This is a genomic window from Tenebrionibacter intestinalis, from assembly GCF_016632365.1.
Classification (GTDB): domain Bacteria; phylum Pseudomonadota; class Gammaproteobacteria; order Enterobacterales; family Enterobacteriaceae; genus Tenebrionibacter; species Tenebrionibacter intestinalis.
Genome location: NZ_JAEPBH010000002.1, coordinates 14,106 through 36,985 on the forward strand (window position 1 = coordinate 14,106; position 22,880 = coordinate 36,985).

Sequence of the window (22,880 nt, forward strand, 5' to 3'; positions counted from 1 at the left end):
CGCCCTGCGCGAATAGCGCCGCGGGCGAGTAATTTTGGGTTCGGTAAAACGGAAGGGCGATATGGTACTGGAAGGCGGCGTGTTCGTCACCTGTCAAAATAACCCCAGTTGCCCCGTTATTAGCGTAGCAAAATCTCCGCCGACGAAAGGCAGAATACCTTCGGCTATGGGTTCGAGCTGGCGCGTCAGATAATGTTCATAGTCAATGGGCGAACGCAGATAATCGAGCGGCTCTGGCCCGGCGATGGTCCAGATATAGCGAATTACGCCGCGATTTTGGTAGCGAAGAGGGCGCCCCAGACGCTGGTTTTCTTCATCAGCAAGGCGGGCTGCGCGCACGTGCGGCGGCACGTTGCGCTGATATTCCGCCAGCGGGCGGCGTAGCTGCTTACGATAGACCAGCCGATCGTCCATCTCGCCCGCCATCAGGCTTGCTACCGTTTCACGAACATACTCTTCCCACGGTTCGTTGCGAAAAATACGTTGGTAAAGCGCCTGCTGAAACTGCTGGGCCAGCGGCGTCCAGTCGGTGCGCACTGTCTCCAGGCCTTTAAATACCATGCGTTCGTCGCCCCCGTTGCGGATCAGACCCGCGTAGCGCTTTTTGCTGCCGGTTTCCGCGCCGCGAATAGTCGGCATCAGAAAGCGGCAGAAGTGAGTTTCATACTCCAGCTCCAGCGCGCTGTCGAGATCCCATTGCGCGCGCAGGCGTTCGCGCCACCACTGGTTGACGTGCGTTGTCAGGCGCTTGCCGATGGCGTCGGCGCTCTGTTCATCGTGCGCCTTTTTTAGCCAGACGAATATGGAGTCGGTGTCGCCGTAAATCACCTCATAGCCTTCGGCTTCAATGAGTTCGCGGGTCTGACGCATAATGGCGTGGCCGCGTAGGGTGATTGACGAGGCGAGACGAGGATCGAAAAAGCGGCAGGCGCTGGTGCCCAGCACGCCGTAAAAGGCATTCATGATTATCTTCAGCGCCTGCGACAGCGGCGTGTTGTTATGGCGCTTTGCCGCCTCGCGCGCTTGCCAGATATCGGTGACGATGGCGGGCAGACAGTGCTTTTTACGCGAGAACCAGGCGTCGAGAAACCCCGGCACGCTGTGGGCCGTATCCGGCTTCGCCATACCTTCCACCAGCCCGACCGGGTCAATCAGAAAGGTGCGGATAATGGAGGGATAGAGGCTTTTATAGTCAAACACCAATACTGAGTCATACAGGCCGGGCGTTGAGTCCATAACGTAGCCGCCCGGGCTGGGCTGCGGCGCAACTGTGCCTGGATTAGGCGCAACGTAGCCGCTGCGGTGCATGCGTGGAAAGTAAAGGTGGCTGAAAGCGGCCACGGAGCCGCCGTGGCGATCCACGGGCAGGCCGTTGACCGTCGCGCGCTCCAGCAAAAACGGCATAATGCCTGTTTTGTGGAAAATGCGTGTGACCAGTTCGCAATCCTTGAGGTTGTAGCGCGCAAGCGCCGGTTTGTCTTCAGTGAAGCGACGTTCTATTTCTTCCATGCGGTGCCAGGGATCGTCGATAGCTTTGCCTTCGCTAAGCAGCGCCTGTGCTACCGATTCCAGCGAAAATGAGGGAAATGTCCAGAAGGCGGATTTCAGCGCCTCAATGCCGTCAATAATTAGCCTTCCGCTGGCCTGTGCGAAAAATATGCCAGGCCTGAAGCCGTGTTCACGCCACTCGACGCTCGCGCCTTCGCGCCCGAGGCGCAGCGGGATGCCGTAACGGTCGGCATGTTTTTGTAAAACGCGCAGGTCGAACTGCACCACGTTCCAGCCAATAAGCACATCGGGATCGTGACGGGCGAACCAGTCATTGAGTTTTTCCAGAAGCTGCGGGCGGCGGGCGACGTATTCAAGTTGAAAATCCACGCGGCGCGATGTTGGCGTTTGCGGCCCCAGCATGTAGACCGTGCGTTGACCACAGCCTTCGATTCCGATGCAATACAGCTCGCCGTGGCGGCTGGTTTCAATATCCAGCGACGCCCACGTCAGCGCCGGGCGGTACGTCGGCGCCGGCTTCATTCGCGCGTTGACCAGCGCGTTGCCGCGCACTTCGCCTTGTACCAGTACCGGCGCGTTGATAAAACGCTCCATCAGATAACGCTCCGGCGGGCGGATATCTGCTTCGTATACCGTGACGCCGCCGTCGCGCAGTTTTTTCTCAATACGCATAAGCGAACGGTGCTGGCGGGTGTACAGGCCGCACACCGGCTGGCCTTCGAAATTAGCCAGCGCAAGCGGCATAAGGCGCCAGTCGCCTTCGTCGGCCAGCAGCCTGCGGGCCTGCGCCTGCTGCGCTTCGGGAATAAACGCCACCGATTCCTGCGCCGGCAATATGACGCGCAGCGGGCCTGCGTCTGTTGCCAGCCAGAATTCCACTTCGGTACCCTGCGGGGTATCCCGCCAGTGTCGGGTGAGTAAAAAGCCCTGCCGTGATTCTGTCACGCCCTGTTCCCGCCTTATAAAAGCCAGCGTTAAGTATAACGGTATTCTCTGGTGAACGCTGAGGATTTATACAGTGACAGGCGCGTTAGCCGGGCCTGAGCGGGATAACCGGGTAATGCCCTGAAATCACCGGGCGACAAAGAATTTTATAGCCGTCCTGGTCGAAGCCCGGCGGCGCGCGGCGTAGTGCGGCCGCCTGCTCCAGTGAATCCACCGATCCAAGGTAAAACCAGTGATCTATGATGTGTATCTGCGTAGCATGCGGCCCTTCCTCCACCAGCCCGACGGCCCCTTTCCACGGCCAGCAGATAATGCGAACGTGTTCCAGCGCGTCCATCAGCCGCGCGTGGTGCGCCTGTAGGCTTTCTTTGCCGCAGCAGGCGCCGGCGCAACGGCCAAGGGCCGAGCGGAAGCAGCCGCGTCCGGCGCTGAGTTTTTCCAGCCCAAGCAGGCCATGGCACAGGCTGTGTTCATCGGCGATGCGCTTAAGCGTTTCCAGCGCCGCGTGGCGGCTGCTGTAAAGGCCGAACAGATCGGGCGTTGCGGAGAAATTAAGATCGCGGGCATACACGACCTGCGGCCGCGCGTCGTTAACCCGCAGCGAACAAAGCTGACGGTTTTTGCGCAGGCGTTTATTGAACAGCGGCTGTCGGGTTTTGATAAGCTGCGCTTCAAGCAGCAGCGCGCCCAGTTCGCCGGCGGTGGGGATCCACTCAATACGCTGCGCCTGGCGCAGCATTTTCGCTTCGGCGGGCGTGCGCAGATGTGACATCACGCGTGAGCGCAGATTAACGCTTTTACCAATGTAAAGCGGCAGCGTTTCGCTCTCACCGTGAAAGATATAAACACCGGGACGGGCGGGTAAATCCACTAGCCACGGGCGCAGATGTTCGGGGTACTGATAGATGCTGGCCGGATCGCTATCCGGCCCGTAAGGGCGTAGGGCTCTGACCAATCTGGCCTCCTGATGCTGGTTATGCATACAGCATAACAGCCAGATAGATTATTTTCTATACGCGAATGCCTGCATCCGGAGTAATGCCGTCGCGCCGCCGGCGTGAATACGCTACCTGAAGTCTTTTTACGCCGCAGACAAAGATAAACATGGATTAGGTTGACGTTCGTCGGGCCAGCCATGAGAATCCTCCCACTGGCCCTGTCGTGGAGGACCTATGCAAGCTTTTATTGAACATTTTATTACTCAGTCCACCACCTATGCGCTGATTGCCGTATGGCTGGTGGCCTTTCTCGAATCGCTGGCGCTGGTGGGGTTGTTGATGCCCGGCACAGTGTTTATGGCGGCGCTGGGCGCGCTCATCGGCAGTGGTCAGGTGGGGTTGTACCAGGCCTGGCTGGTAGGCTCTCTCGGCTGTCTGGTCGCAGACTGGATCTCCTTCTGGCTTGGCTGGCGTTTTAAAGGACCGCTGCATAAGTGGTCTTTTCTGAAAAAGCAGAAAGCATGGCTGGACAAAACCGAGTACGCGCTGCACCGGCACAGCATGTTCACTATTCTGGTTGGGCGGTTTATCGGCCCAACGCGCCCGCTGGTGCCGATGGTGGCCGGTATGCTGGATCTGCCGGCGCGTAAATTTATTGTACCGAATATTATTGGTTGCCTGTTATGGCCGCTGTTTTATTTTCTGCCCGGCATTCTGGCCGGCGCCGCTGTCGATATTCCCGCCGGCGATAACAGCCGCGGTTTTATCTGGCTGTTGGTGGCCACGGCGCTGCTGCTGTGGATCGGCGGCTGGCTGTGCTGGCGCTGGCGGCGCAGCGGGAAAAACCGCGACTGGCTGACGCACTGGCTGCCCCACGCGCGGCTGCGCTGGCTTGCGCCGCTGACGAGCGTAATTGCCGTGACGGCGCTGGTCGTAACCTTATGTCACCCACTCATGCCGGTTTATGCAAACATTTTGTGGAAGGTGTTTGGCGGCGCATAGCCGTGAGCCAAACGCTAATACCGCTCAGCGGCGCGCTGAGCGGTATCTTCGCATTAGGGAAAAGGCGCTAAGCGCCTTTTCAGGTTTTTGACAAAGAAGGAAAAAACGGGGTTTTTCCTTCTTTGTGGTAAGCAGGCGAAAATCAATGTTTTGATTTCCCTTATTTTTTTATTGTGTTTCATCCATCCAGTCTGCGACAGGATGGGGTTTGTCAGCAGTCTCAAAAGGCGCTTAGCGCGGGCGAATTCCCAGCAGCGATGACGCGTCGGCCTCGCCGCTTAACAGCGTTTGCGTTTCACCGTCCCAGGCGATGCGCCCGTCCACTATCACTACGCTACGCGGTGCGATTTTTATCGCGTCTTCTGTGCTGTGCGAAACCATTAACAGCGTTAGCTGCCGTAATGAGCAGATCTCATCAAGCAGCGCAAGCATCTCCTGGCGTAGCGCCGGATCGAGGGCGGAGAAAGGTTCATCGAGCAAAAGCAACGGCTGCTGACGAATCAGGCAGCGCGCCAGCGCCGCGCGCTGACGCTGGCCGCCGGACAGTTCGCCGGGCAGCCTGTCCAGCAGCCCGTCAATTGCCATTTGCCCGGCGATAGCCTCTATCTCGTCGCGCTGGGCCTGGTTGAGCCGCAGTCCTGGATTTAGCCCCAGCCCGATATTCTGGCGCACGCTAAGGTGGGCGAAAAGATTGTTTTCCTGAAACAGCATCGATACCGGACGCGCGGCAGGCGGTGTATGGGTGTGATCCGCACCGTTAAGCAGGAGGGTGCCGCTGCCGGGCTGAAGGAAGCCTGCAATCAGGCTAAGCAGCGTGCTTTTGCCAGCTCCGCTTGGGCCGAGAATGGCCAGCCGCTCGCCGCGTGCGGCCTGTAGGCTAAAGCGCATAGGCAGGTTCTGGTAAAGCCAGGTGATATCAGTCAGCGTCAACATGGCGTCCGGGAAGTTTCTCCATTACGGTAAAGAGCATAAAGCACAGCAGCAAAAGCAGCAGCGCGGTGGCGGCGCCGTCGGCGCTGCGGTAAGCGCCGGTTTGTTGGTAAAGCAGAAACGGCAGGGTGCGAAAGTTTTCGCTGCCAAACAGCGCGACGACGCCAAAATCGCCAATCGACAGTACGCAGGCAAACGCCAGCGCCTGAGCAAGCGGGCGGCGTAGGGCGCGTAGTTCCACCAGCCGCAGGCGATTAATGCCGCGGATATTCAGCGACTGGCATAGCGGGGCGTAGCGCGCGGCCAGATCGCGCATGGGATTTTCCAGCACCTTAAGCGCATACGGTATGGCCATCAGCGCGTTAGTGAAAATAACGATGCCGTCCGCTGACTGCGGCAGACCCACGCTATTGTTCAGCAACAGGAAGAAGCCGGTCGCCAGCACGATCCCCGGCATGGCGAGAATCAGCATACCGCTCATTTCCAGCGCCTGCCCGGCCAGCGCGCGCTGGCGCAGCCGCAGTTCGCGTGAACTCCACAAAAGCATCACCGTCAGCGTAACGCACAGCAGCCCGGCGGCAATGGCTATGCGTAACGAGGTCCAGGCCGCCTGCCACAGCGCGGGGTTGCGCAACTGGCCCAGCAGGGCGTTGCCGATGCCGTCCACAATAACCGCCAGCAGCGGCGGCACTATCAGCAGCAACAGCAGCGTAATAAGTAGCGCATCGCACAGGCGGCTGATGCGGCTGTCCTGCGGATCGCGCCAGCCGTGGGATAGGGCGGCGACCGGGGCCAGCGCTTTGCTCAGGCGCTGGCTCAGTAGCACCAGCCCGAGGCAGCAGATTATCTGGATAATTGCCAGTAGCGCGGCGCGGGCAGGATCGTAGTCGTAGCTCAGGGCCTGCCAGATGGCAAGTTCAATGGTGGTGGCGCGCGGACCGCCGCCAAGCGACAGCACGGTGGCGAAGCTTGCAAAGCAGAGCATAAATATCAGTGCGACGGTGGGGAAGAACTGGCGTCTTAGCCAGGGCCACTCTACCAGCCGGAAGAAGTCGAAGCCGCGTAACCCCAGTTGCGCGGCGAGCTGGCGCTGCTGCGCGGGAATGCTTTCCAGCGCCTGGAGCAGCAGGCGGGTCGCCATCGGCAGGTTGAAAAACAGATGCGCCAGCAAAATGCCCTGGAGGCCATAAGGGGAGAATCCCCACGGGATACCCGCCAGCGCTGAGAGCTGCGCCAGCCAGCCCTGGCGGCCGTAAACTGTCAGTATGCCGAATACGGCTACCAGCACCGGCAACACCAGCGTCATGGCGCACAGGCGCAGCAGCAGCGTACGACCGGGGAAGCGACGGCGATACAGCGCTCGCGCCAGCCAGACGGCGGGCAGCGCTGACAGTAGCGCAGAAAGTAGCGCCTGCCAGAAAGAGAAACGCACCACGTGCCAGAGGTAGCTGTCGCGCCACAGGTCGGTAACGCGTGCGGCAGGGGCGTTTGCCCACAGCGCCAGCATGGCCGCCAGGGCGGTGCCCAGCACCAGCGCGGCGGCGAAAAGCCCCGGCAACAGCCAGCCGGGAATTAGCGGCTGACGGCGTTCAGCCATGTCGTAATCCAGCCTGCGCGCTGCTGCGCCACGCGTTCTGTGCTAAACACAAGCGTGGCGGCGGGTTTTACCAGCGTGTCGAAGCCTGCAGGCAGCGCCGCGTCGGTGGCCGGATACATCCAGTTACCGGTAGCGATGGTGTTCTGGAAATCGGGCGATAACATAAACTGCATAAACTGCTGCGCCAGCGCGGGCTGTTTGCTGTTTTTCAGGCGAGCCGCCACTTCCACCTGGAGGTAATGGCCTTCGCTAAAGTCTGCGGCCACGATATTGTCTTTATGCTCTTCAATAAGCGTATAGGCCGCAGAGGTGGTGTAACTTAAAACCAGGTCGCTTTCGCCTTTCATGAACAGCCCCCAGGCTTCGCTCCAGCCTTTGGTGACGGTAACGGTTTTCTTTGCCAACTGTTGCCACGCCTGCGGCGCTTTATCGCCGTAAACTTTCTGCATCCACAGCAGCAGGCCAAGCCCCGGCGTGCTGGTGCGCGGATCCTGATAAATTACGCGCCATTTCTGGTCGCTCTCAACCAGCTCTTTGAGGCTTTTCGGCGGGTTGCTGAGTTTATTTTTGTCATAGATGAAGGCGAACCAGCCGTAGTCAAAAGGGATAAAGGTGTCGTTGCGCCAGCCGCCGGGGACGGTAAGCGCCGTGGTGTTAATATTTGCCGGTGCGAACAGGCCGGTCTGAGCGGCGGCCTCAATCAGGTTGTTGTCCAGCCCTAATACAACGTCGGCTTTGCTGTTTTTACCTTCCATACGCAGGCGGTTAAGCAGTGAAACGCCATCTTCCAGCGCGACAAATTTCAGCTCGCAGCCGCACCGGGCTTCAAAGGCTTTTTTTACCGCCGGGCCGGGACCCCATTGAGCAGCGAAAGAATCATAGGTGTAAACGGTTAATTGCGGCCTGGCGAAGGCTGGCAGGGCAATCAGCGCCAGCAGGGGGAGGAGTTTTTTCAGCACATTGCGCTCCACGGCGATATAAAAAAAGAAGGCAAAGGCGACTGAGCAACGACCTCAAATCCCTTCGCCGGTATTATCCGGATCAGGTTCGACGGGTATTATCTCAGCGCGCGTCATGCGGCACCCCGTTGAGAACAGAGGTATTGTAGAGCGTTTAACCGTAAGGAGAAAGGTGTGTAGGTTCCGTTATGTCAAAGGGGCCGGTTTTTCTTCTGTGGCGGAGACGTTTTCTGCGGCGGCGTTCAATCGATAAGCAACCTGCCAAAGATAATCGCGTTTATGCGCTGCGGTCTGCCAGCGAAGGGGAGAGGCGCGCCGACTCCCCCCGCTATGGCTCAGGCGGGGCAAACCATGCCGATTTGAAATCAAACCACCCCAGCGTATTCATGCGCAGCCCCCGCATACTGCGCTGACCCTGGATCATCAGCCAGTGGTGGATAAGCGGCACAATCATTTGGTCGGCCAATAAGCGCTGGCACCATTCCGGCAGCGCCAGCTCTCCGGCGCGCCAGCTTTCGGCATCGTTTTGCCAGGCGCCGGGGATGCAGTGTTGCAGCAGCGGGATTTCGTAGAGATGTGCAAACAGCGAGAACGCCAGAGGCAGCGTAAAGTTGGCGCTGTTAAGCCAGACGTCGCTTACCGCGTCGCCACGGTGCCATTCGTCGTAATCTATCTCCTCAATAGTGAGCTTTACGCCCTGTTCCGCCAGCAGTTGCGCGAAGATGTCGCCAAGCACCCGGTGCTCTACGTGATCGCGGTAGTAAGCAAGCGTCAGGCTTTCCAGGCCGGCGGGCTTTTCCAGGCTTTGCGCCCGGTTTGCGTGGTGCCATCGCGGCAGCAGGCCGTTGGCGGGAAACCAGTAACGCTGGTAGCTTGCGCCGGCACGATAAATCACATTGACCGGAGAAAGTATTTGACTTAGCCAGCCGCGAAGCTGCGGGTTTCTGCCGCGCGGCGAGCGGGCGTCGAACAGCATGTAGTAGCAACCTTCTTCAAGACGGCTTTCTATCGCCGTTTCACTTTCACGGCTGCCTTCAAGCTGAACGCCAGGGCCGATATCGTCGTCTATTTCCGGCAGAACCCAGAAATTCACTTCGTCGATAAGCGCGCGGTAACCGAAATAATCGTCAAAAGCATGGATGCGTAACTGGCTGCTGCTGTTGCGCACAACGGCATAAGGGCCTGTGCCTACCGGTTTGCTGGCAAAGTTGGGAATAGTGCGCCACTCGCGAGGCAGGATCATGGCCGTAACGTTGCCCATTAACCACGGCAGCCAGCGATCGGGCTGGGTGAGGTGCAGATCCAGCGTCCAGTCGGTGGGGGAGTCTACACGTTCAATATGGGCATACAGCGGTAGGGTAATAATGCGTTGCAATGTGGCGATAACGTCGAGCATGTCCAGTTCGCGCCCGTGGTGAAAACGAATGCCCGGGCGCACAAAAAAGCGCCAGTGGCGTTCGCTCAACTGCTGCCAGTGGTGGGCCACGTCGGCTTCTGGTTCCCCATTTTCCTCATTTATTCTCGTCAGGCCGCTAAAAATCTGGCGCGCGATGTGCGTTTCAGAGCGGCGTAGCGGCGAGCCGGGGAGCAGATTTTGTAACGGACGATAGTAGAGGACGCGTAGAATATGCCGCCCCTGGCGAAAGCTGCGCCCAAGTTGCGAAACGATCATCTGCCGCACAGCGTCTTTGTCGCCCACTAACTGCACCAGTTGATCGATCCTGTCCTGTTCCAGCAGATCTTCGGCGCGTTCCTGTTGCAGCGTCAAACCGGTGTAGAGAAACTCCAGCCGCGAGCGCTTGCCGCGTCCGGCCTGCGCCTGCCAGTTGAGCCAGCCCTTTTCCTGCATAGCGTTAAGCAGTGTGCGCATGTGGCGACGCGAGCAGTTAAGCATTTCTGACAGCTCGTGAAGCGTGGTGCTCTGCGGCTGCCCGTTGCAGCACTGCCACAGGCGAATAAACTGTTGTTGCAGGCGATTAGATGGCATAAATGGGGAATTCCTGTGCCTGAAGTCATCAATTTTTCTATCCCTGTATTATGCAACAATCAACGACTGATGAAAGTGAAGGCGCGTAAATACTATCTCCATTTAGCGTGGCTGAAACAGACATCGTATGTGACTGAGTATTGGTGCTTCTCACCCGCCAGCAGTAAATTACTGCTGGTTTTTTTCGTCATGCCCGGCGCGCCGTGCGTTTTGGTTAACGCGTTATGCGCCGTCATTTGGCTAAGTCGCTTTACCGTTGCTGATAATGCCCGGCGTCGTCTGCGGGGCGCTACGGGCGTAATGAACAGGGTAATTTGCGGCTGGCGGCGCGCAGGAAGAAGGTTTAAAGCCCCCTCCTCTGCAGGCTGAGAGGAGAGAAGGCGTTTAATGCATAAAGGAAGGTTGATTTTGTTCGTAGGCCGCAATGGCGTCTTCATGCTGTAACGTCAGGCCAATGCTGTCCAGCCCGTTCATCATGCAGTGCCGGCGGAAGGCATCAATGCTGAAGCTATAGCTTTTCTCGCCGGCCTGCACCGTTTGCGACGCCAGATCCACGACAAGGCGGAAGCCGGGCCTGGTCTGCGCCAGCTTAAACAGTTCGTCCACTTCCGCTTCGCTTAGCGTGACCGGCAGCAGTTGGTTGTTAAAGCTGTTGCCGTAGAAGATATCCGCGAAGCCCGGCGCGATAACGACCTTAAAGCCGTAATCCGTCAGCGCCCACGGCGCGTGCTCGCGCGAGGAGCCGCAGCCGAAGTTTTCCCGCGCCAGCAGGATGGAGGCGCCTTTGTATTGCGGGAGGTTAAGTACAAATTCCGGATTCGGTTGTTCGCCTTTATCATCCAGAAAGCGCCAGTCATGGAACAGGTGCGCGCCAAAGCCGGTGCGCGTGACCTTCTGCAAAAACTGCTTTGGGATAATGGCGTCGGTATCGACGTTTGCGGCATCCAGCGGGACAACCAGGCCGGTGTGCTGAATAAATTTTTCTGCCATGAGGCGCTCCTTATTTTATGTCGCGGATGTCGGTAAAACGGCCGGTGACTGCCGCCGCCGCCGCCATCGCCGGGCTAACCAGGTGGGTGCGCCCACCGCGCCCCTGGCGGCCTTCGAAGTTGCGGTTGCTGGTGGAGGCGCAGCGTTCACCGGGATTGAGGCGATCGTTGTTCATCGCAAGACACATAGAGCAGCCAGGCAAGCGCCATTCAAATCCGGCGTCGATAAAAATTTTATCCAGGCCTTCTTCTTCAGCCTGCGCTTTTACCGGGCCTGAGCCTGGTACAACCATTGCCAGCACGCCCGGCGCCACTTTGCGGCCTCGGGCGATGGCGGCGGCGGCGCGCAGATCTTCAATGCGTGAATTGGTACAGGAGCCGATGAATACTTTATCAATAGCAACATCCTGCAGTGAGACGCCTGCTTCAAGGCCCATATAAGCCAGCGCTTTTTCTGCCGAAGCGCGCTCAACCGGGTCGCTAAATGATGCCGGATGCGGTACGCGGTCGGTAACGGAAATGACCTGCCCGGGATTAGTGCCCCAGGTGACCTGCGGAGCGATATCTTCGGCGCGTAAGCGCACAACCGTATCAAAGGTTGCGCCCTCGTCGGTTTTTAATGTTTTCCAGTAAGCGACGGCATCGTCCCACGCCTGGCCCTTCGGGGCGTGACGGCGGCCTTTCACGTAGTTAAACGTGGTATCGTCCGGCGCCACCAGGCCCGCTTTTGCGCCCATCTCAATAGCCATGTTGCATAACGTCATGCGGCCTTCCATGCTCAACGCTTCAATTGCCGGACCGCAGAATTCAACCACGTGGCCCGTGCCGCCGGCGCTGCCGGTTTTACCGATAATGGCCAGTACGATGTCTTTAGCGGTGATCCCTGGCGCCGCTGTTCCCGTCACTTCAATTTTCATGGTTCTGGCGCGTCCCTGCTTCAGGGTTTGGGTCGCCAACACATGCTCAACTTCAGAGGTGCCGATGCCGAAAGCCAGCGCGCCGAACGCGCCGTGGGTCGCCGTGTGGGAGTCACCACAGACGATGGTCATGCCCGGCAGCGTAATGCCCTGCTCCGGCCCCATGACGTGTACGATGCCCTGCCAGGGGTGATTGAGATCGTAGAGTTCAACGCCGAATTCTTTGCAGTTCCTCATCAGTTCCTGCATCTGGATGCGCGCCATTTCGCCGCAGGCGTTGATATCTTTGGTTTGCGTGGAGACGTTGTGATCCATTGTCGCGAAGGTCTTGCCTGGCTGGCGCAGCCGGCGCCCGTGGGCGCGCAGGCCGTCAAACGCCTGCGGCGAGGTAACTTCATGCACCAGATGGCGATCGATGTACAACAGCGGCGTTTCATTCTCCGCCTCGTAGACTACGTGGGCGTCAAATAATTTTTGATATAATGTCTTCGCCATGATTACACCCCCTGAGCTACGTAGCGGGCAATAATATCGCCCATTTCTGCGGTACTGGTCGTATTGCCGTCGCGCGCCAGATCGCGGGTGCGCACGCCTTCTTCCAGCGCTTTATTAATTGCGCGCTCAATGGCCTGCGCCGCGTCGTCGGCGTCCAGGCTGTAGCGCAACAGCAGCGACAGCGACAGAATTTGCGCGATTGGGTTGGCTATGTTTTGGCCCGCAATATCCGGCGCGGAGCCGCCAGCCGGCTCATAGAGGCCGAAACCCTGCTCATTGAGGCTGGCGGAAGGCAGCATGCCCATAGAGCCGGTTATCATAGCGCACTCGTCAGACAGGATATCGCCAAACAGGTTAGAGCACAGCAGCACGTCAAACTGGGCCGGATTTTTAATCAGTTGCATGGTGGCGTTATCAATGTACATGTGCGTCAGCTCAACGTCCGGATATGCTTTACCGATTTCACTGACGATTTCACGCCACAGCAGGGAGGATTGCAGTACGTTGGCTTTATCGATGGAGGTGACTTTTTTGCCGCGTTTACGCGCGGATTCGAAGGCGATACGCGCAATGCGCTCAATTTCAAAACGGTGATAGACCTCGGTATCGTACGCTTTTTCGTACATGCCGCTGCCTTCACGCCCCTTTGGTTGCCCGAAGTAAATACCGCCGGTCAGCTCGCGCACGCACAGAATGTCGAAGCCATTGGCCGCAATATCGGCACGCAGCGGGCAGAACGCATCCAACCCCTGATACAGGCGGGCAGGGCGAAGGTTGCTGAACAATTTGAAGTGCTTACGCAATGGCAGCAGCGCGCCGCGCTCTGGCTGTTCGGCTGGGGGCAGATGCTCCCACCTGGGGCCGCCGACGGAGCCGAACAGAATGGCGTCGGCCTGTTCGCAGCCTTCCACGGTCGCCGCAGGCAGCGGCATACCGTGCTTGTCGATGGCGGCGCCGCCTACGTCATATTCGCTGGTGGTAATACGCATCGTAAAACGCTGACGAACGGCATCCAGCACCTTCATGGCCTGCGCCATGACTTCCGGGCCAATGCCGTCACCCGGCAGTACTGCTATATGATAGTTTCTGGACATCTCACACGGTTTCCTGATTTTGTACTTTGATGTGTTTGCGTTGTAATTCTTTTTCAACTTCGTTGGCGCGCCAGATATTGTTCAACACATGCACCAGCGCCTTGGCTGAGGATTCGACAATATCGGTTGCCAGACCCACGCCGTGGAAACGGCGATCGTGGTAATTGACGACGATGTCTACCTGGCCCAGCGCATTTTTCCCGTGGCCCTTCGACCCCAGCTTGTAGTCAACCAGTTCAATGTTGTAATCGCTAATACGGTTAATGGCCTGGTATACCGCGTCAACCGGGCCATTGCCTGTCGCGGCTTCGGTTTTAATATCGTCGCCGCAGGCGAGTTTCACCGAAGCGGTAGCCATTTCGCTGGAGCTGGACTGTACGGTAAAGTAATCCAGGCGAAAAAATTCAGGCTCCTCCTGCTGTTTGTTGATAAAGGCCAGCGCTTCCAGGTCGTAATCAAACACCTGGCCTTTTTTATCCGCCAGCTTCAGGAAGGCGTCGTACAGGTCGTCCATATTGTATTCACTGTCTTTGTAGCCCATCTCTTCCATACGATGCTTAACGGCGGCGCGGCCGGAGCGGGACGTCAGGTTCAGTTGCACCTGATTCAGACCGATAGACTCCGGGGTCATGATTTCATAGTTTTCGCGGTTTTTCAGCACGCCGTCCTGATGGATGCCGGATGAATGAGCGAAGGCATTGGCGCCGATTACGGCTTTGTTGGCCGGAACGGGCATATTACAGATGTGGCTGACGGTCTGGCTGGTGCGCCAGATTTCATTATGGTGGATATTCGTATGCAGATTCATCATCTTGCTGCGCACTTTAATCGCCATGATAACTTCTTCCAGCGCGCAGTTGCCGGCACGTTCGCCTATGCCGTTGAGCGTCCCCTCAACCTGGCGGGCGCCTGCCTGCACGGCGGCGATGGCGTTGCCCACAGCCATGCCCAGATCGTCATGGGTATGAACGGAGATAATGGCCTTATCAATGTTGGGAACGCGCTGATACAACGAGGAGATGATATTGGCGTATTCGCCAGGGGTCGTGTAGCCGACGGTATCAGGGATGTTGACGGTAGTCGCGCCGGCGTTAATGGCCGCTTCAACCACGCGGGCTAAGTCTTCAATCGGCGTGCGTCCTGCGTCTTCACAGGAAAATTCAACATCGTCAGTATAATTGCGCGCGCGCGTAATCATATACGCTGCGCGCTCAATCACTTCATCCAGCGTGCTGCGCAATTTAGTGGCGATGTGCATGGGCGAGGTGGCGATAAAAGTATGAATGCGGAATGCCCCGGCAACGCGCAGCGCTTCGGCGGCGACGTCAATATCTTTTTCCACACAGCGCGCGAGCGCGCACACGCGGCTGTTTTTGATCTGCCGGGCGATGGATTGCACCGATTCGAAATCACCTGGCGATGAAACCGGAAAGCCGACTTCCATAACATCAATACCCATGCGCTCCAGCGCTATTGCAATTTGCAGTTTCTCTTTAACGCTCAGGCTGGCCTGCAAGGCTTGCTCGCCGTCACGTAATGTCGTATCGAAAATAATGACTTGTTGGCTCATGGTTTGGGTCCTTGTTCTGCTTAAGCGCCCTGCATCGAGCATAAAAAAACCCGCGCAGCGGCGCGGGTTTTTATCATTCCGGAAGGCGTTCTCAACGTTCGGCTTTGCCCACCAGACTACCGCGCACAGTAAAGGCGTTTAGTAGTAGTAGGCCAGCCAGGCGAACAATATTGAACATGAGAAAACCTCGAATCAAACTCAGCGATAACACTAGTGGTACTTGAATTCCCCGTGTCCTGTCAACCTCTTTATAAAAACTTACGGTCCGGCAGCGTCTGCGAAAGGAAATTTAATCTCGATGAAAATACCGTATAACGGGAGAATAATAGCGTGACTTACTGTTTATGATGTTTATCACATTTTTTATTGTCGTAATAAACGCATATCTGCGTTTATTAGCAATAGCGAAGCGGGTGTTGGCGGGGCGGGCAATATTTAAGCAGGTTGCATTTTCCTGTTAGCAGAATAACTATTTATTTGTATTATGTGGCGCAGGACAATATTTATAAGCTGAATGAATTGTACACGTAAGAAATTTATGCTCTTATCGCATTGCGCTTCTGTGCGGCAACGTTACAGCAAAGCGGTAAGTAACGCCCTAACGAACATATGGCACGGCAATATACTTTATAACAAGGCCTCAGGCCTAATACGCCAGTCAGTTTTTGTTTATGTAATTATGCGTGTGGCAACGTTTTACCATATTAAAAGGAATGGCAGCTTAAGGTAAGTGGGGAACCTATGTCTGACAATCAACCAGACGTTTTGGATGTTGCCGGGGGATTAAAATCGCACTTGCGAGCGGTGGATCTTAACCTTTTAACTGTGTTTGACGCGGTGATGCAACTGCAAAATATCACGCGCGCAGCGCAGATGCTGGGAATGTCTCAACCAGCCGTGAGCAATGCTATTGCCCGCCTGAAGGTCATATTTGAAGATGAACTGTTTGTCCGTTTTGGGCGCGGAATACAGCCTACGCCGCGGGCGTGGCGCTTGTTTGAATCAACGCGCCAGGCGCTGCAGCTCATACAGAATGAATTGCCGGCTGCCACTTTCCAGCCCCAGACCAGCGAACGCGTATTTCATCTTTGTATTTGTAGCCCGCTTGTTAATTTGCTGATGTCGATTATTTATAATTCTGTAAAGAATGTTGCGCCTAATATACATTTACAGTTTACCACTTCATTCAATCAAAATATTGAACAGCAGATACGCCAGCAGGAGGCGGGTTTTGTTATTTCCTATGATGAGCTTTCGGGCGCAGAGTTTACCTATGTTCCGCTGTTTTATGATGAAATGGCGTTGATTGTTGGGAATTCTCATCCAAGGCTGAATAATCTTAATCGTGAGCGTGATATTTATAAAGAGCAGCATGCCGTTGTGTCTTTGGATCGCTTCGCTTCATTTAGCGCTCCCTGGTATGACACGCCGGAAAAACGCAGCGTCGCCGCCTATGAAGGTATGGCGATGACCAGTGTATTAAATGTGGTTTCACAGACTAATCTTGTTGCGATTGCGCCGCGTTGGCTCGGGGAGGAATTTGCGCTAAGCCTCGATCTTACCGTATTGCCGCTACCGCTAAAACTGGCGCATCGACGTAGTTATTTATGCTGGCATGCAGCGGCAGGACGCGATAAGGGGCACCGCTGGATGCAGGAAATGCTCATCAGCGCCTGCCGCCGTTAACATTAACGCAGGATAATTACCTGCTATATGCCTTTTATTGTGAACGATTATGCTGTCGCTAAGTGTGTATTTCGCTATGTCGTAATAAATATCATGAATATTTATATATCGTGCTGATTTTTCCTTATTTTATGGAATTAAAATTCATAAAATTTGCTTGATGTCGGGTTATTACCTGGCGGAAAGGGGGATGACGGGCCATCAACCGCCATAAATGGTGTGTATGAGGCCGACACAGCGCATTGCCTGCCTCATTTTCAGCGGTTATGTTAGGGGGACAAACGGGCTGGCGCGGGGCCAAGCCGGACGGCGTACAGAGTCTCTGTCGCCAGTCAATAACAGAGCCTGGAGGCAAAGCATGGAGATGTTGTCAGGAGCCGAGATGGTCGTGCGATCTCTCATTGATCAGGGCGTGAAGCAAATATTTGGCTACCCGGGGGGCGCGGTGCTGGATATTTACGATGCGCTACATACCATTGGCGGTATCGATCATGTGCTGGTTCGTCATGAACAGGCGGCGGTACATATGGCAGATGGGCTTGCGCGTGCGACCGGCGAAGTGGGGGTCGTACTGGTGACGTCCGGCCCGGGCGCGACCAACGCCATTACCGGCATTGCCACGGCGTATATGGACTCTATCCCGCTGGTGGTGCTGTCCGGCCAGGTCGCCACATCGCTGATTGGCTATGATGCATTCCAGGAGTGCGATATGGTGGGAATTTCCCGCCCTGTGGTGAAGCATAGCTTTCTTGTCAAACAAACAGAAGATATCCCCACCGTACTGAAAAAGGCTTTCTGGCTGGCTGCAAGCGGCCGCCCCGGTCCTGTTGTGGTGGATCTGCCGAAAGATATCCTCAATCCGGCCAATAAATTGCCTTATCTGTGGCCGCAAACCGTCAGTATGCGCTCTTATAACCCGACGACGCAGGGCCATAAAGGGCAGATTAAACGCGCGCTGCATACGCTGGCGGCGGCAAAAAAACCGCTTATGTACGTAGGCGGCGGGGCGATAAGCGCGGGTTGCCACAATGAGTTGAAAACGCTGGCAGAACGCCTGAATGCGCCGGTTGTTTCGTCGCTTATGGGGCTTGGCGCGTTTCCCGGTACGCATAAACAGGCGCTTGGCATGCTGGGGATGCATGGAACTTACGAAGCGAATATGGCAATGCATAACGCCGATGTGATTTTTGCGATCGGCGTTCGCTTTGATGACCGCACGACCAATAATCTGGCGAAGTATTGCCCGAATGCGACGGTGCTGCATATTGATGTCGATCCCGCCTCTATTTCCAAAACCGTTACCGCCGATGTGCCTATCGTCGGCGATGCCCGTCAGGTACTGCAACAGATGCTGGAGCTGCTTGAACTGGAAGCGCAGACGCAGCCTGCAGATGATATCTGCGACTGGTGGCGGCATATTGAACAGTGGCGTGCGCGCAATTGTCTTAAATTTGAACGCAATAGTGGAACGATTAAGCCCCAGGCGGCTATTGAGACGCTTTATCGTCTGACCGGCGGCGATGCCTATGTCACTTCCGACGTGGGTCAGCATCAAATGTTCGCGGCGCTGCATTATGCATTTGATAAGCCGCGCCGTTGGATTAACTCGGGCGGGCTTGGCACTATGGGCTTTGGTTTGCCCGCAGCGCTTGGGGTCAAGCTGGCGCTGCCGGACGAGATGGTCGTGTGCGTAACGGGCGACGGCAGTATCCAGATGAATATTCAGGAGTTATCTACCGCGCTGCAGTATGGGCTGCCTGTGCTGGTGCTTAATCTCAACAACCGCTATCTCGGCATGGTAAAGCAGTGGCAGGATATGATCTATTCAGGACGCCATTCCCAGTCTTACATGGAGTCGCTGCCGGACTTTGTACGCCTGGCGCAGGCCTATGGGCATGTAGGCATTAATATCGCTAAACCGCAGGAGCTGGAAAGCAAGCTCAGTGAAGCGCTGGAGCAGGTTCGCGCCGGGCGGCTGGTTTTTGTGGATGTAACCGTGGATGGTACGGAACATGTCTACCCCATGCAGGTACGCGGCGGGGGAATGGATGAAATGTGGCTGAGCAAAACGGAGAGAACCTGATTATGCGCCGGATATTATCTGTCTTACTGGAAAATGAATCAGGCGCGCTGTCGCGCGTGGTGGGCCTGTTCTCCCAGCGTGGTTACAATATTGAAAGCCTGACGGTTGCGCCAACTGAGGACCCCACGCTCTCGCGTATGACCATTCAAACTGTGGGCGATGAGAAAACGATTGAGCAGATAGAAAAGCAACTGCACAAACTGGTGGATGTTTTACGGGTGAGCGAGCTTGGCCAGGGGGCGTACGTTGAGCGTGAAATCATGCTGGTGAAGGTGCAGGTCAGCGGCTATGGCCGCGAAGAGGTAAAACGTAGCGTGGAAATATTCCGTGGGCAGATAATCGACGTTACGCCCAGCCATTACACTGTTCAGCTTGCCGGTACCAGCGAAAAACTGGACGCCTTCCTTACTGCGATCCGCGATGTGGCAAAAATCGTTGAAGCGGCGCGCTCTGGCGTTGTTGGCCTTGCGCGAGGCGATAAAATCATGCGCTAGCGCAGCATTTGCGCCAGCCCACAGGCCCGGCAATAGCGCCGGGCTGAGGCTGTCGGCAAACGCCGATACGCGCGGCTTTGGTCAGAAAAGGGAATAAATTTGTGAAATCAACGCGTTGATTTGTATCCGATAGCGATAAGGAAGATAAAATCCCGTTCCTGTCCCCCCCCCTGCCATCACCCCAGGCCCGGCAATAATGCCGGTTTTTTTTGGAAACGTGGAGCGGTAGATTTGAAAGCGGTTGCTCTGCCCATTATTCTGCGTTTAGATTGTTAAAAGTTATAACCTGTATTTTTACATGGTTAAGGTTACCGTATATCAGATTCTGGAAGAGGCACCTGTGAAACTGGATGAAATTGCGCGTCTGGCCGGCGTTTCCCGCACAACGGCGAGTTATGTCATTAATGGCAAAGCCCGGCAGTATCGTGTTAGCGATAAAACGGTTGAAAAGGTGATGGCGGTCGTGCGAGAGCATAACTATCATCCCAACGCTGTAGCGGCAGGTTTGCGTGCGGGGCGCACTCGCTCGATTGGCCTTGTTATCCCCGACCTTGAAAACACCAGCTATACCCGTATTGCCAATTACCTTGAGCGTCAGGCGCGTCAGCGCGGCTACCAGTTGCTCATCGCGTGTTCAGAAGATCAGCCGGATAATGAAATGCGTTGCGTGGAACATCTGTTGCAGCGCCAGGTAGACGCTATTATTGTCTCGACTTCGCTGCCGCCTGAACACCCCTTTTATCAGCGCTGGGCCAACGGCGCGTTTCCTGTCATCGCGCTGGATCGCGCGCTGGATCGCGAACATTTTATCAGCGTAGTCGGCGCCGATCGGGAGGATGCTGAAATGCTGGCCGCAGAGCTGCGTAAATTCCCGGCGCAGCGGGTGCTGTACCTGGGCGCGTTGCCGGAGTTGTCGGTGAGCTTTTTACGCGAGCAGGGTTTTCGTGCCGCCTGGAAAGACGATCCGCGGGAGATTCAATTTTTATATGCAGACAGTTACGAGCGTGAGGCTGCGAGCGCTCTGTTTGAGCGCTGGCTGAAAGATAATCCGATGCCGCAGGCGCTTTTTACAACCTCGTTTGCGCTGTTGCAGGGCGTAATGGACGTTACGCTACGCCGTGAGGGAGCCTTACCGCCGGATCTGGCTATTGCGACGTTTGGCGATCATGAACTGCTTGATTTTCTCCAGTGCCCGGTGCTGGCTGTTGCCCAGCGCCACCGTGACGTGGCAGAGCGCGTGCTGGAGCTGGTGTTGGCAAGCCTTGATGAACCGCGTAAACCAAAGCCGGGTTTAACGCGCATCAAACGTAATCTGTGGCGGCGCGGTAATTTAAGCCGCGCCTAATTATCAGGGCGACACAAGTCGCCTGATATTTAAGACTATTCTTTTTACGATGAATTTAAAATACTCAGCTAAATCTAAGTACGCGAAAATTTTATTCAAAAATCTGGATTTAAAAATCCTGACATACTAAAAAATTATTTTATTACATCTCCTGACATAAAGTTGACATTTAAAACAGTATTCTCCTCTGGACATTTCGCTTTTGCCGCCACACGGGGCTTTGCGGCGCTGTTCTTCTCCGGGCAATTGCCTTAAAATGCAGCCTGCGTCGCAAAGTGGGCATGTTTTTCACTCCTCTTTTATTCGCCATTTTATTTATAAACCTGATATCTGCTTACCTTTTTCTTATAACTATTCAGCGTGTTAATTTTGCCGCAATGAAATGATGGATTTCTTTTTGGCTCTTTTTTATCGGCTACAAACCTTTTTTACCGCGACTTAATTCGGATGCTGGCTTGACAAGGTTTTCCTCCGCTCCGTAAACTTCTTTGCGTGGGAATTTGTGGGGTAAAGTGGAGAAAAGGGGCATGAGAGGATGAAGCGGACATGTTCCGTGGGGCGACGTTAGTCAATCTCGACAGCAAGGGACGGTTAGCCGTGCCAACCCGTTATCGGGACAAGCTTGTTGAGAATGCATCGGGTCAAATGGTTTGCACCATTGACATCCATCACCCATGCCTGTTGCTTTATCCGCTTCCTGAGTGGGAAGTGATAGAACAAAAACTTGCGCGGCTGTCCAGCATGAATCCCGCAGAACGGCGGGTACAGCGGCTGCTCCTGGGGCATGCCTGCGAATGCCAGATGGACAGCGCAGGCCGCCTGTTGCTGGCGCCGGTATTAAGGCAGCATGCCAGGCTGACAAAAGAAGTGATGCTGGTTGGGCAGTTCAATAAATTTGAACTGTGGGATGAAGCGACCTGGCATCAACAGGTTACGGAAGATATCGACGCTGAGCAGTCCTCAGCCTTTGGGCTTTCTGAGCGACTGCAGGATTTGTCATTGTAATGACGATAGAAAATTTTAAACACACTACGGTGTTGCTTGATGAGGCTGTTATTGGCCTGAATATACGCCAGGATGGTAACTATATTGACGGCACCTTTGGCCGCGGCGGGCATTCGCGTCTGATTCTTTCCCGGATGGGAGAGAACGGGCGGCTATTGGCTATCGATCGCGATCCGCAGGCGGTGGCTGCCGCGCAGGAAATAAACGATCCACGTTTTTCTATCGTGCATGGTCCTTTTTCAGCGCTTGCGCAATACGCTGGCGAGCGCGGCCTCACTGGCAAGATCGACGGCATTTTGTTGGATCTTGGCGTCTCATCACCGCAGCTTGACGATCCTGAGCGCGGTTTCTCGTTTATGCGTGACGGCCCGCTGGATATGCGTATGGACCCAGGCCGCGGGCAGTCCGCGGCCCAGTGGCTGCAAACGGCGGAAGAGGCCGATATTGCCTGGGTACTGAAGACTTATGGAGAAGAACGTTTCGCAAAGCGTATCGCGCGCGCCATCGTTGAGCGTAATCGTGAAGCGCCAATGACGCGCACGCGTGAGCTGGCGGAAGTTGTGGCTGCGGCAACGCCGGTGAAAGATAAACATAAGCACCCCGCAACCCGAACATTCCAGGCGATACGCATCTGGGTTAACAGCGAACTGGAAGAGATAGAGCTTGCGCTAAAAAGCGCGCTGGATGTACTGGCCCCCGGCGGGCGGCTTTCGATTATCAGCTTTCACTCGCTGGAAGATCGGCTGGTGAAGCGCTTTATGCGTGAATGCAGCCGTGGCCCACAGGTACCGGCGGGGTTGCCGATGACAGAAGCGCAGCTCAGCCAGTTGGGCGGCCGCCAACTGAAAATTATTACCAAAATGATGCCGGGTGAAGCGGAGGTTGGCGAAAACCCTCGCGCCCGTAGTTCAGTGCTGCGTATTGCAGAAAGGACAGATGCGGCATGATTAGCCGGGTGGCGCAAACCCTGAGCAAAGTGACAGGGACTATTGGCAGTAACGAACGTCATGCTTTGCCTGGCGTTATCGGCAGCGATTTGTTGCGACACGGGAAAATGCCGCTCTGCCTTTTTGTTGCCATTATCATTACCGCCATTTTTGTCGTTACAACCGCGCACCATACCCGCCTGCTGACCGCGCAGCGCGAGCAGCTCATGCTGGAGCGCGACGCGCTGGATATTGAATGGCGTAACCTGATTCTTGAAGAAAACGCGCTGGCTGACCACAGCCGGGTAGAACGCGTTGCGACAGATAAACTGCAGATGCAGCATGTCGATCCGTCGCAGGAAAATATTGTAGTGCAGAAGTAATACCGTTTCGGCAATAAGGAACAAAG

General features: G+C 55.9%; 19 protein-coding genes and 1 riboswitch. Of the genes, 8 read left to right on the forward strand and 11 right to left on the reverse strand.

What is annotated here, in order from left to right; all coding sequences use genetic code 11:
• Positions 1–93: 93 nt before the first annotated feature.
• Positions 94–2,454 carry a DNA polymerase II gene (gene polB / locus JJB97_RS01060; RefSeq protein WP_238711952.1) on the reverse strand — a complete coding sequence of 787 codons (2,361 nt, stop codon included), beginning with the start codon at positions 2,452–2,454 and terminating at the stop codon, positions 94–96.
• 85 nt (positions 2,455–2,539) lie between these two features.
• Positions 2,540–3,409: an excinuclease Cho gene (gene cho / locus JJB97_RS01065; protein ID WP_238711953.1), complete on the reverse strand. Its 870-nt coding sequence runs from the start codon at positions 3,407–3,409 to the stop codon at positions 2,540–2,542.
• 217 nt (positions 3,410–3,626) lie between these two features.
• Here cho and JJB97_RS01070 point away from each other — a divergent pair, with 217 nt between their 5' ends.
• A complete protein-coding gene (locus JJB97_RS01070; RefSeq protein WP_238711954.1) occupies positions 3,627–4,394 on the forward strand; it encodes a DedA family protein in 768 nt (255 codons plus the stop codon).
• A gap of 231 nt (positions 4,395–4,625) precedes the next feature.
• On the opposite strand, the gene thiQ is transcribed toward JJB97_RS01070, so the two are convergent.
• The 9 genes from thiQ to leuL form a co-directional block, all read right to left on the reverse strand.
• Positions 4,626–5,327 carry a thiamine ABC transporter ATP-binding protein ThiQ gene (thiQ, locus tag JJB97_RS01075; RefSeq protein WP_238711955.1) on the reverse strand — a complete coding sequence of 234 codons (702 nt, stop codon included), beginning with the start codon at positions 5,325–5,327 and terminating at the stop codon, positions 4,626–4,628.
• On the reverse strand, positions 5,311–6,921 hold the full coding sequence (thiP, locus tag JJB97_RS01080; protein ID WP_238711956.1) for a thiamine/thiamine pyrophosphate ABC transporter permease ThiP: 1,611 nt from the start codon (positions 6,919–6,921) through the stop codon (positions 5,311–5,313). Before thiP ends, thiQ begins: the two co-directional genes overlap by 17 nt.
• Complete coding sequence (thiB, locus tag JJB97_RS01085; RefSeq protein WP_238711957.1) at positions 6,897–7,880, reverse strand: thiamine ABC transporter substrate binding subunit; 984 nt, start codon at positions 7,878–7,880, stop codon at positions 6,897–6,899. Before thiB ends, thiP begins: the two co-directional genes overlap by 25 nt.
• Before the next feature lie 41 nt (positions 7,881–7,921).
• Positions 7,922–8,018: riboswitch (TPP riboswitch) on the reverse strand.
• A gap of 190 nt (positions 8,019–8,208) precedes the next feature.
• Positions 8,209–9,867 carry an HTH-type transcriptional regulator SgrR gene (gene sgrR / locus JJB97_RS01090; protein WP_238711958.1) on the reverse strand — a complete coding sequence of 553 codons (1,659 nt, stop codon included), beginning with the start codon at positions 9,865–9,867 and terminating at the stop codon, positions 8,209–8,211.
• Positions 9,868–10,251: 384 nt separating this feature from the next.
• Entirely contained in the window at positions 10,252–10,857 is a 606-nt protein-coding gene (leuD, locus tag JJB97_RS01095) for a 3-isopropylmalate dehydratase small subunit (RefSeq protein WP_238711959.1), read from the reverse strand.
• 10 nt (positions 10,858–10,867) lie between these two features.
• Positions 10,868–12,268 carry a 3-isopropylmalate dehydratase large subunit gene (gene leuC, locus JJB97_RS01100; protein WP_238711960.1) on the reverse strand — a complete coding sequence of 467 codons (1,401 nt, stop codon included), beginning with the start codon at positions 12,266–12,268 and terminating at the stop codon, positions 10,868–10,870.
• 2 nt (positions 12,269–12,270) lie between these two features.
• Entirely contained in the window at positions 12,271–13,362 is a 1,092-nt protein-coding gene (gene leuB / locus JJB97_RS01105) for a 3-isopropylmalate dehydrogenase (RefSeq protein WP_238711961.1), read from the reverse strand.
• 1 nt (position 13,363) lies between these two features.
• Positions 13,364–14,932, reverse strand: a complete 1,569-nt coding sequence (leuA, locus tag JJB97_RS01110) for a 2-isopropylmalate synthase (RefSeq protein WP_238711962.1) — start codon at positions 14,930–14,932, stop codon at positions 13,364–13,366.
• A 91-nt stretch (positions 14,933–15,023) separates the two neighbouring features.
• Positions 15,024–15,110 carry a leu operon leader peptide gene (gene leuL / locus JJB97_RS18685; RefSeq protein WP_399197906.1) on the reverse strand — a complete coding sequence of 29 codons (87 nt, stop codon included), beginning with the start codon at positions 15,108–15,110 and terminating at the stop codon, positions 15,024–15,026.
• Positions 15,111–15,673: 563 nt separating this feature from the next.
• On the opposite strand from leuL, the gene leuO reads away from it, so the two are divergent.
• The 7 genes from leuO to ftsL all read left to right on the forward strand — a co-directional run bounded on the left by leuO (position 15,674) and on the right by ftsL (position 22,854).
• Entirely contained in the window at positions 15,674–16,618 is a 945-nt protein-coding gene (leuO, locus tag JJB97_RS01115) for a transcriptional regulator LeuO (RefSeq protein ID WP_238711963.1), read from the forward strand.
• A 358-nt stretch (positions 16,619–16,976) separates the two neighbouring features.
• Positions 16,977–18,701: an acetolactate synthase 3 large subunit gene (gene ilvI / locus JJB97_RS01120; protein ID WP_238711964.1), complete on the forward strand. Its 1,725-nt coding sequence runs from the start codon at positions 16,977–16,979 to the stop codon at positions 18,699–18,701.
• 2 nt (positions 18,702–18,703) lie between these two features.
• Positions 18,704–19,195 (forward strand): acetolactate synthase small subunit, encoded by a 492-nt coding sequence (ilvN, locus tag JJB97_RS01125; protein WP_238712075.1) that lies wholly within the window; start codon positions 18,704–18,706, stop codon positions 19,193–19,195.
• 340 nt (positions 19,196–19,535) lie between these two features.
• Positions 19,536–20,540 carry a catabolite repressor/activator gene (gene cra, locus JJB97_RS01130; protein WP_238711965.1) on the forward strand — a complete coding sequence of 335 codons (1,005 nt, stop codon included), beginning with the start codon at positions 19,536–19,538 and terminating at the stop codon, positions 20,538–20,540.
• Positions 20,541–21,086: 546 nt separating this feature from the next.
• Positions 21,087–21,545, forward strand: coding sequence for a division/cell wall cluster transcriptional repressor MraZ (gene mraZ / locus JJB97_RS01135; RefSeq protein WP_238711966.1), 459 nt, complete (start codon positions 21,087–21,089; stop codon positions 21,543–21,545).
• Positions 21,545–22,492 (forward strand): 16S rRNA (cytosine(1402)-N(4))-methyltransferase RsmH, encoded by a 948-nt coding sequence (rsmH, locus tag JJB97_RS01140; RefSeq protein WP_238711967.1) that lies wholly within the window; start codon positions 21,545–21,547, stop codon positions 22,490–22,492. The genes mraZ and rsmH overlap by 1 nt, the downstream gene beginning before the upstream one ends.
• Positions 22,489–22,854, forward strand: a complete 366-nt coding sequence (gene ftsL, locus JJB97_RS01145; protein ID WP_238711968.1) for a cell division protein FtsL — start codon at positions 22,489–22,491, stop codon at positions 22,852–22,854. The genes rsmH and ftsL overlap by 4 nt, the downstream gene beginning before the upstream one ends.
• Positions 22,855–22,880: the final 26 nt, after the last annotated feature.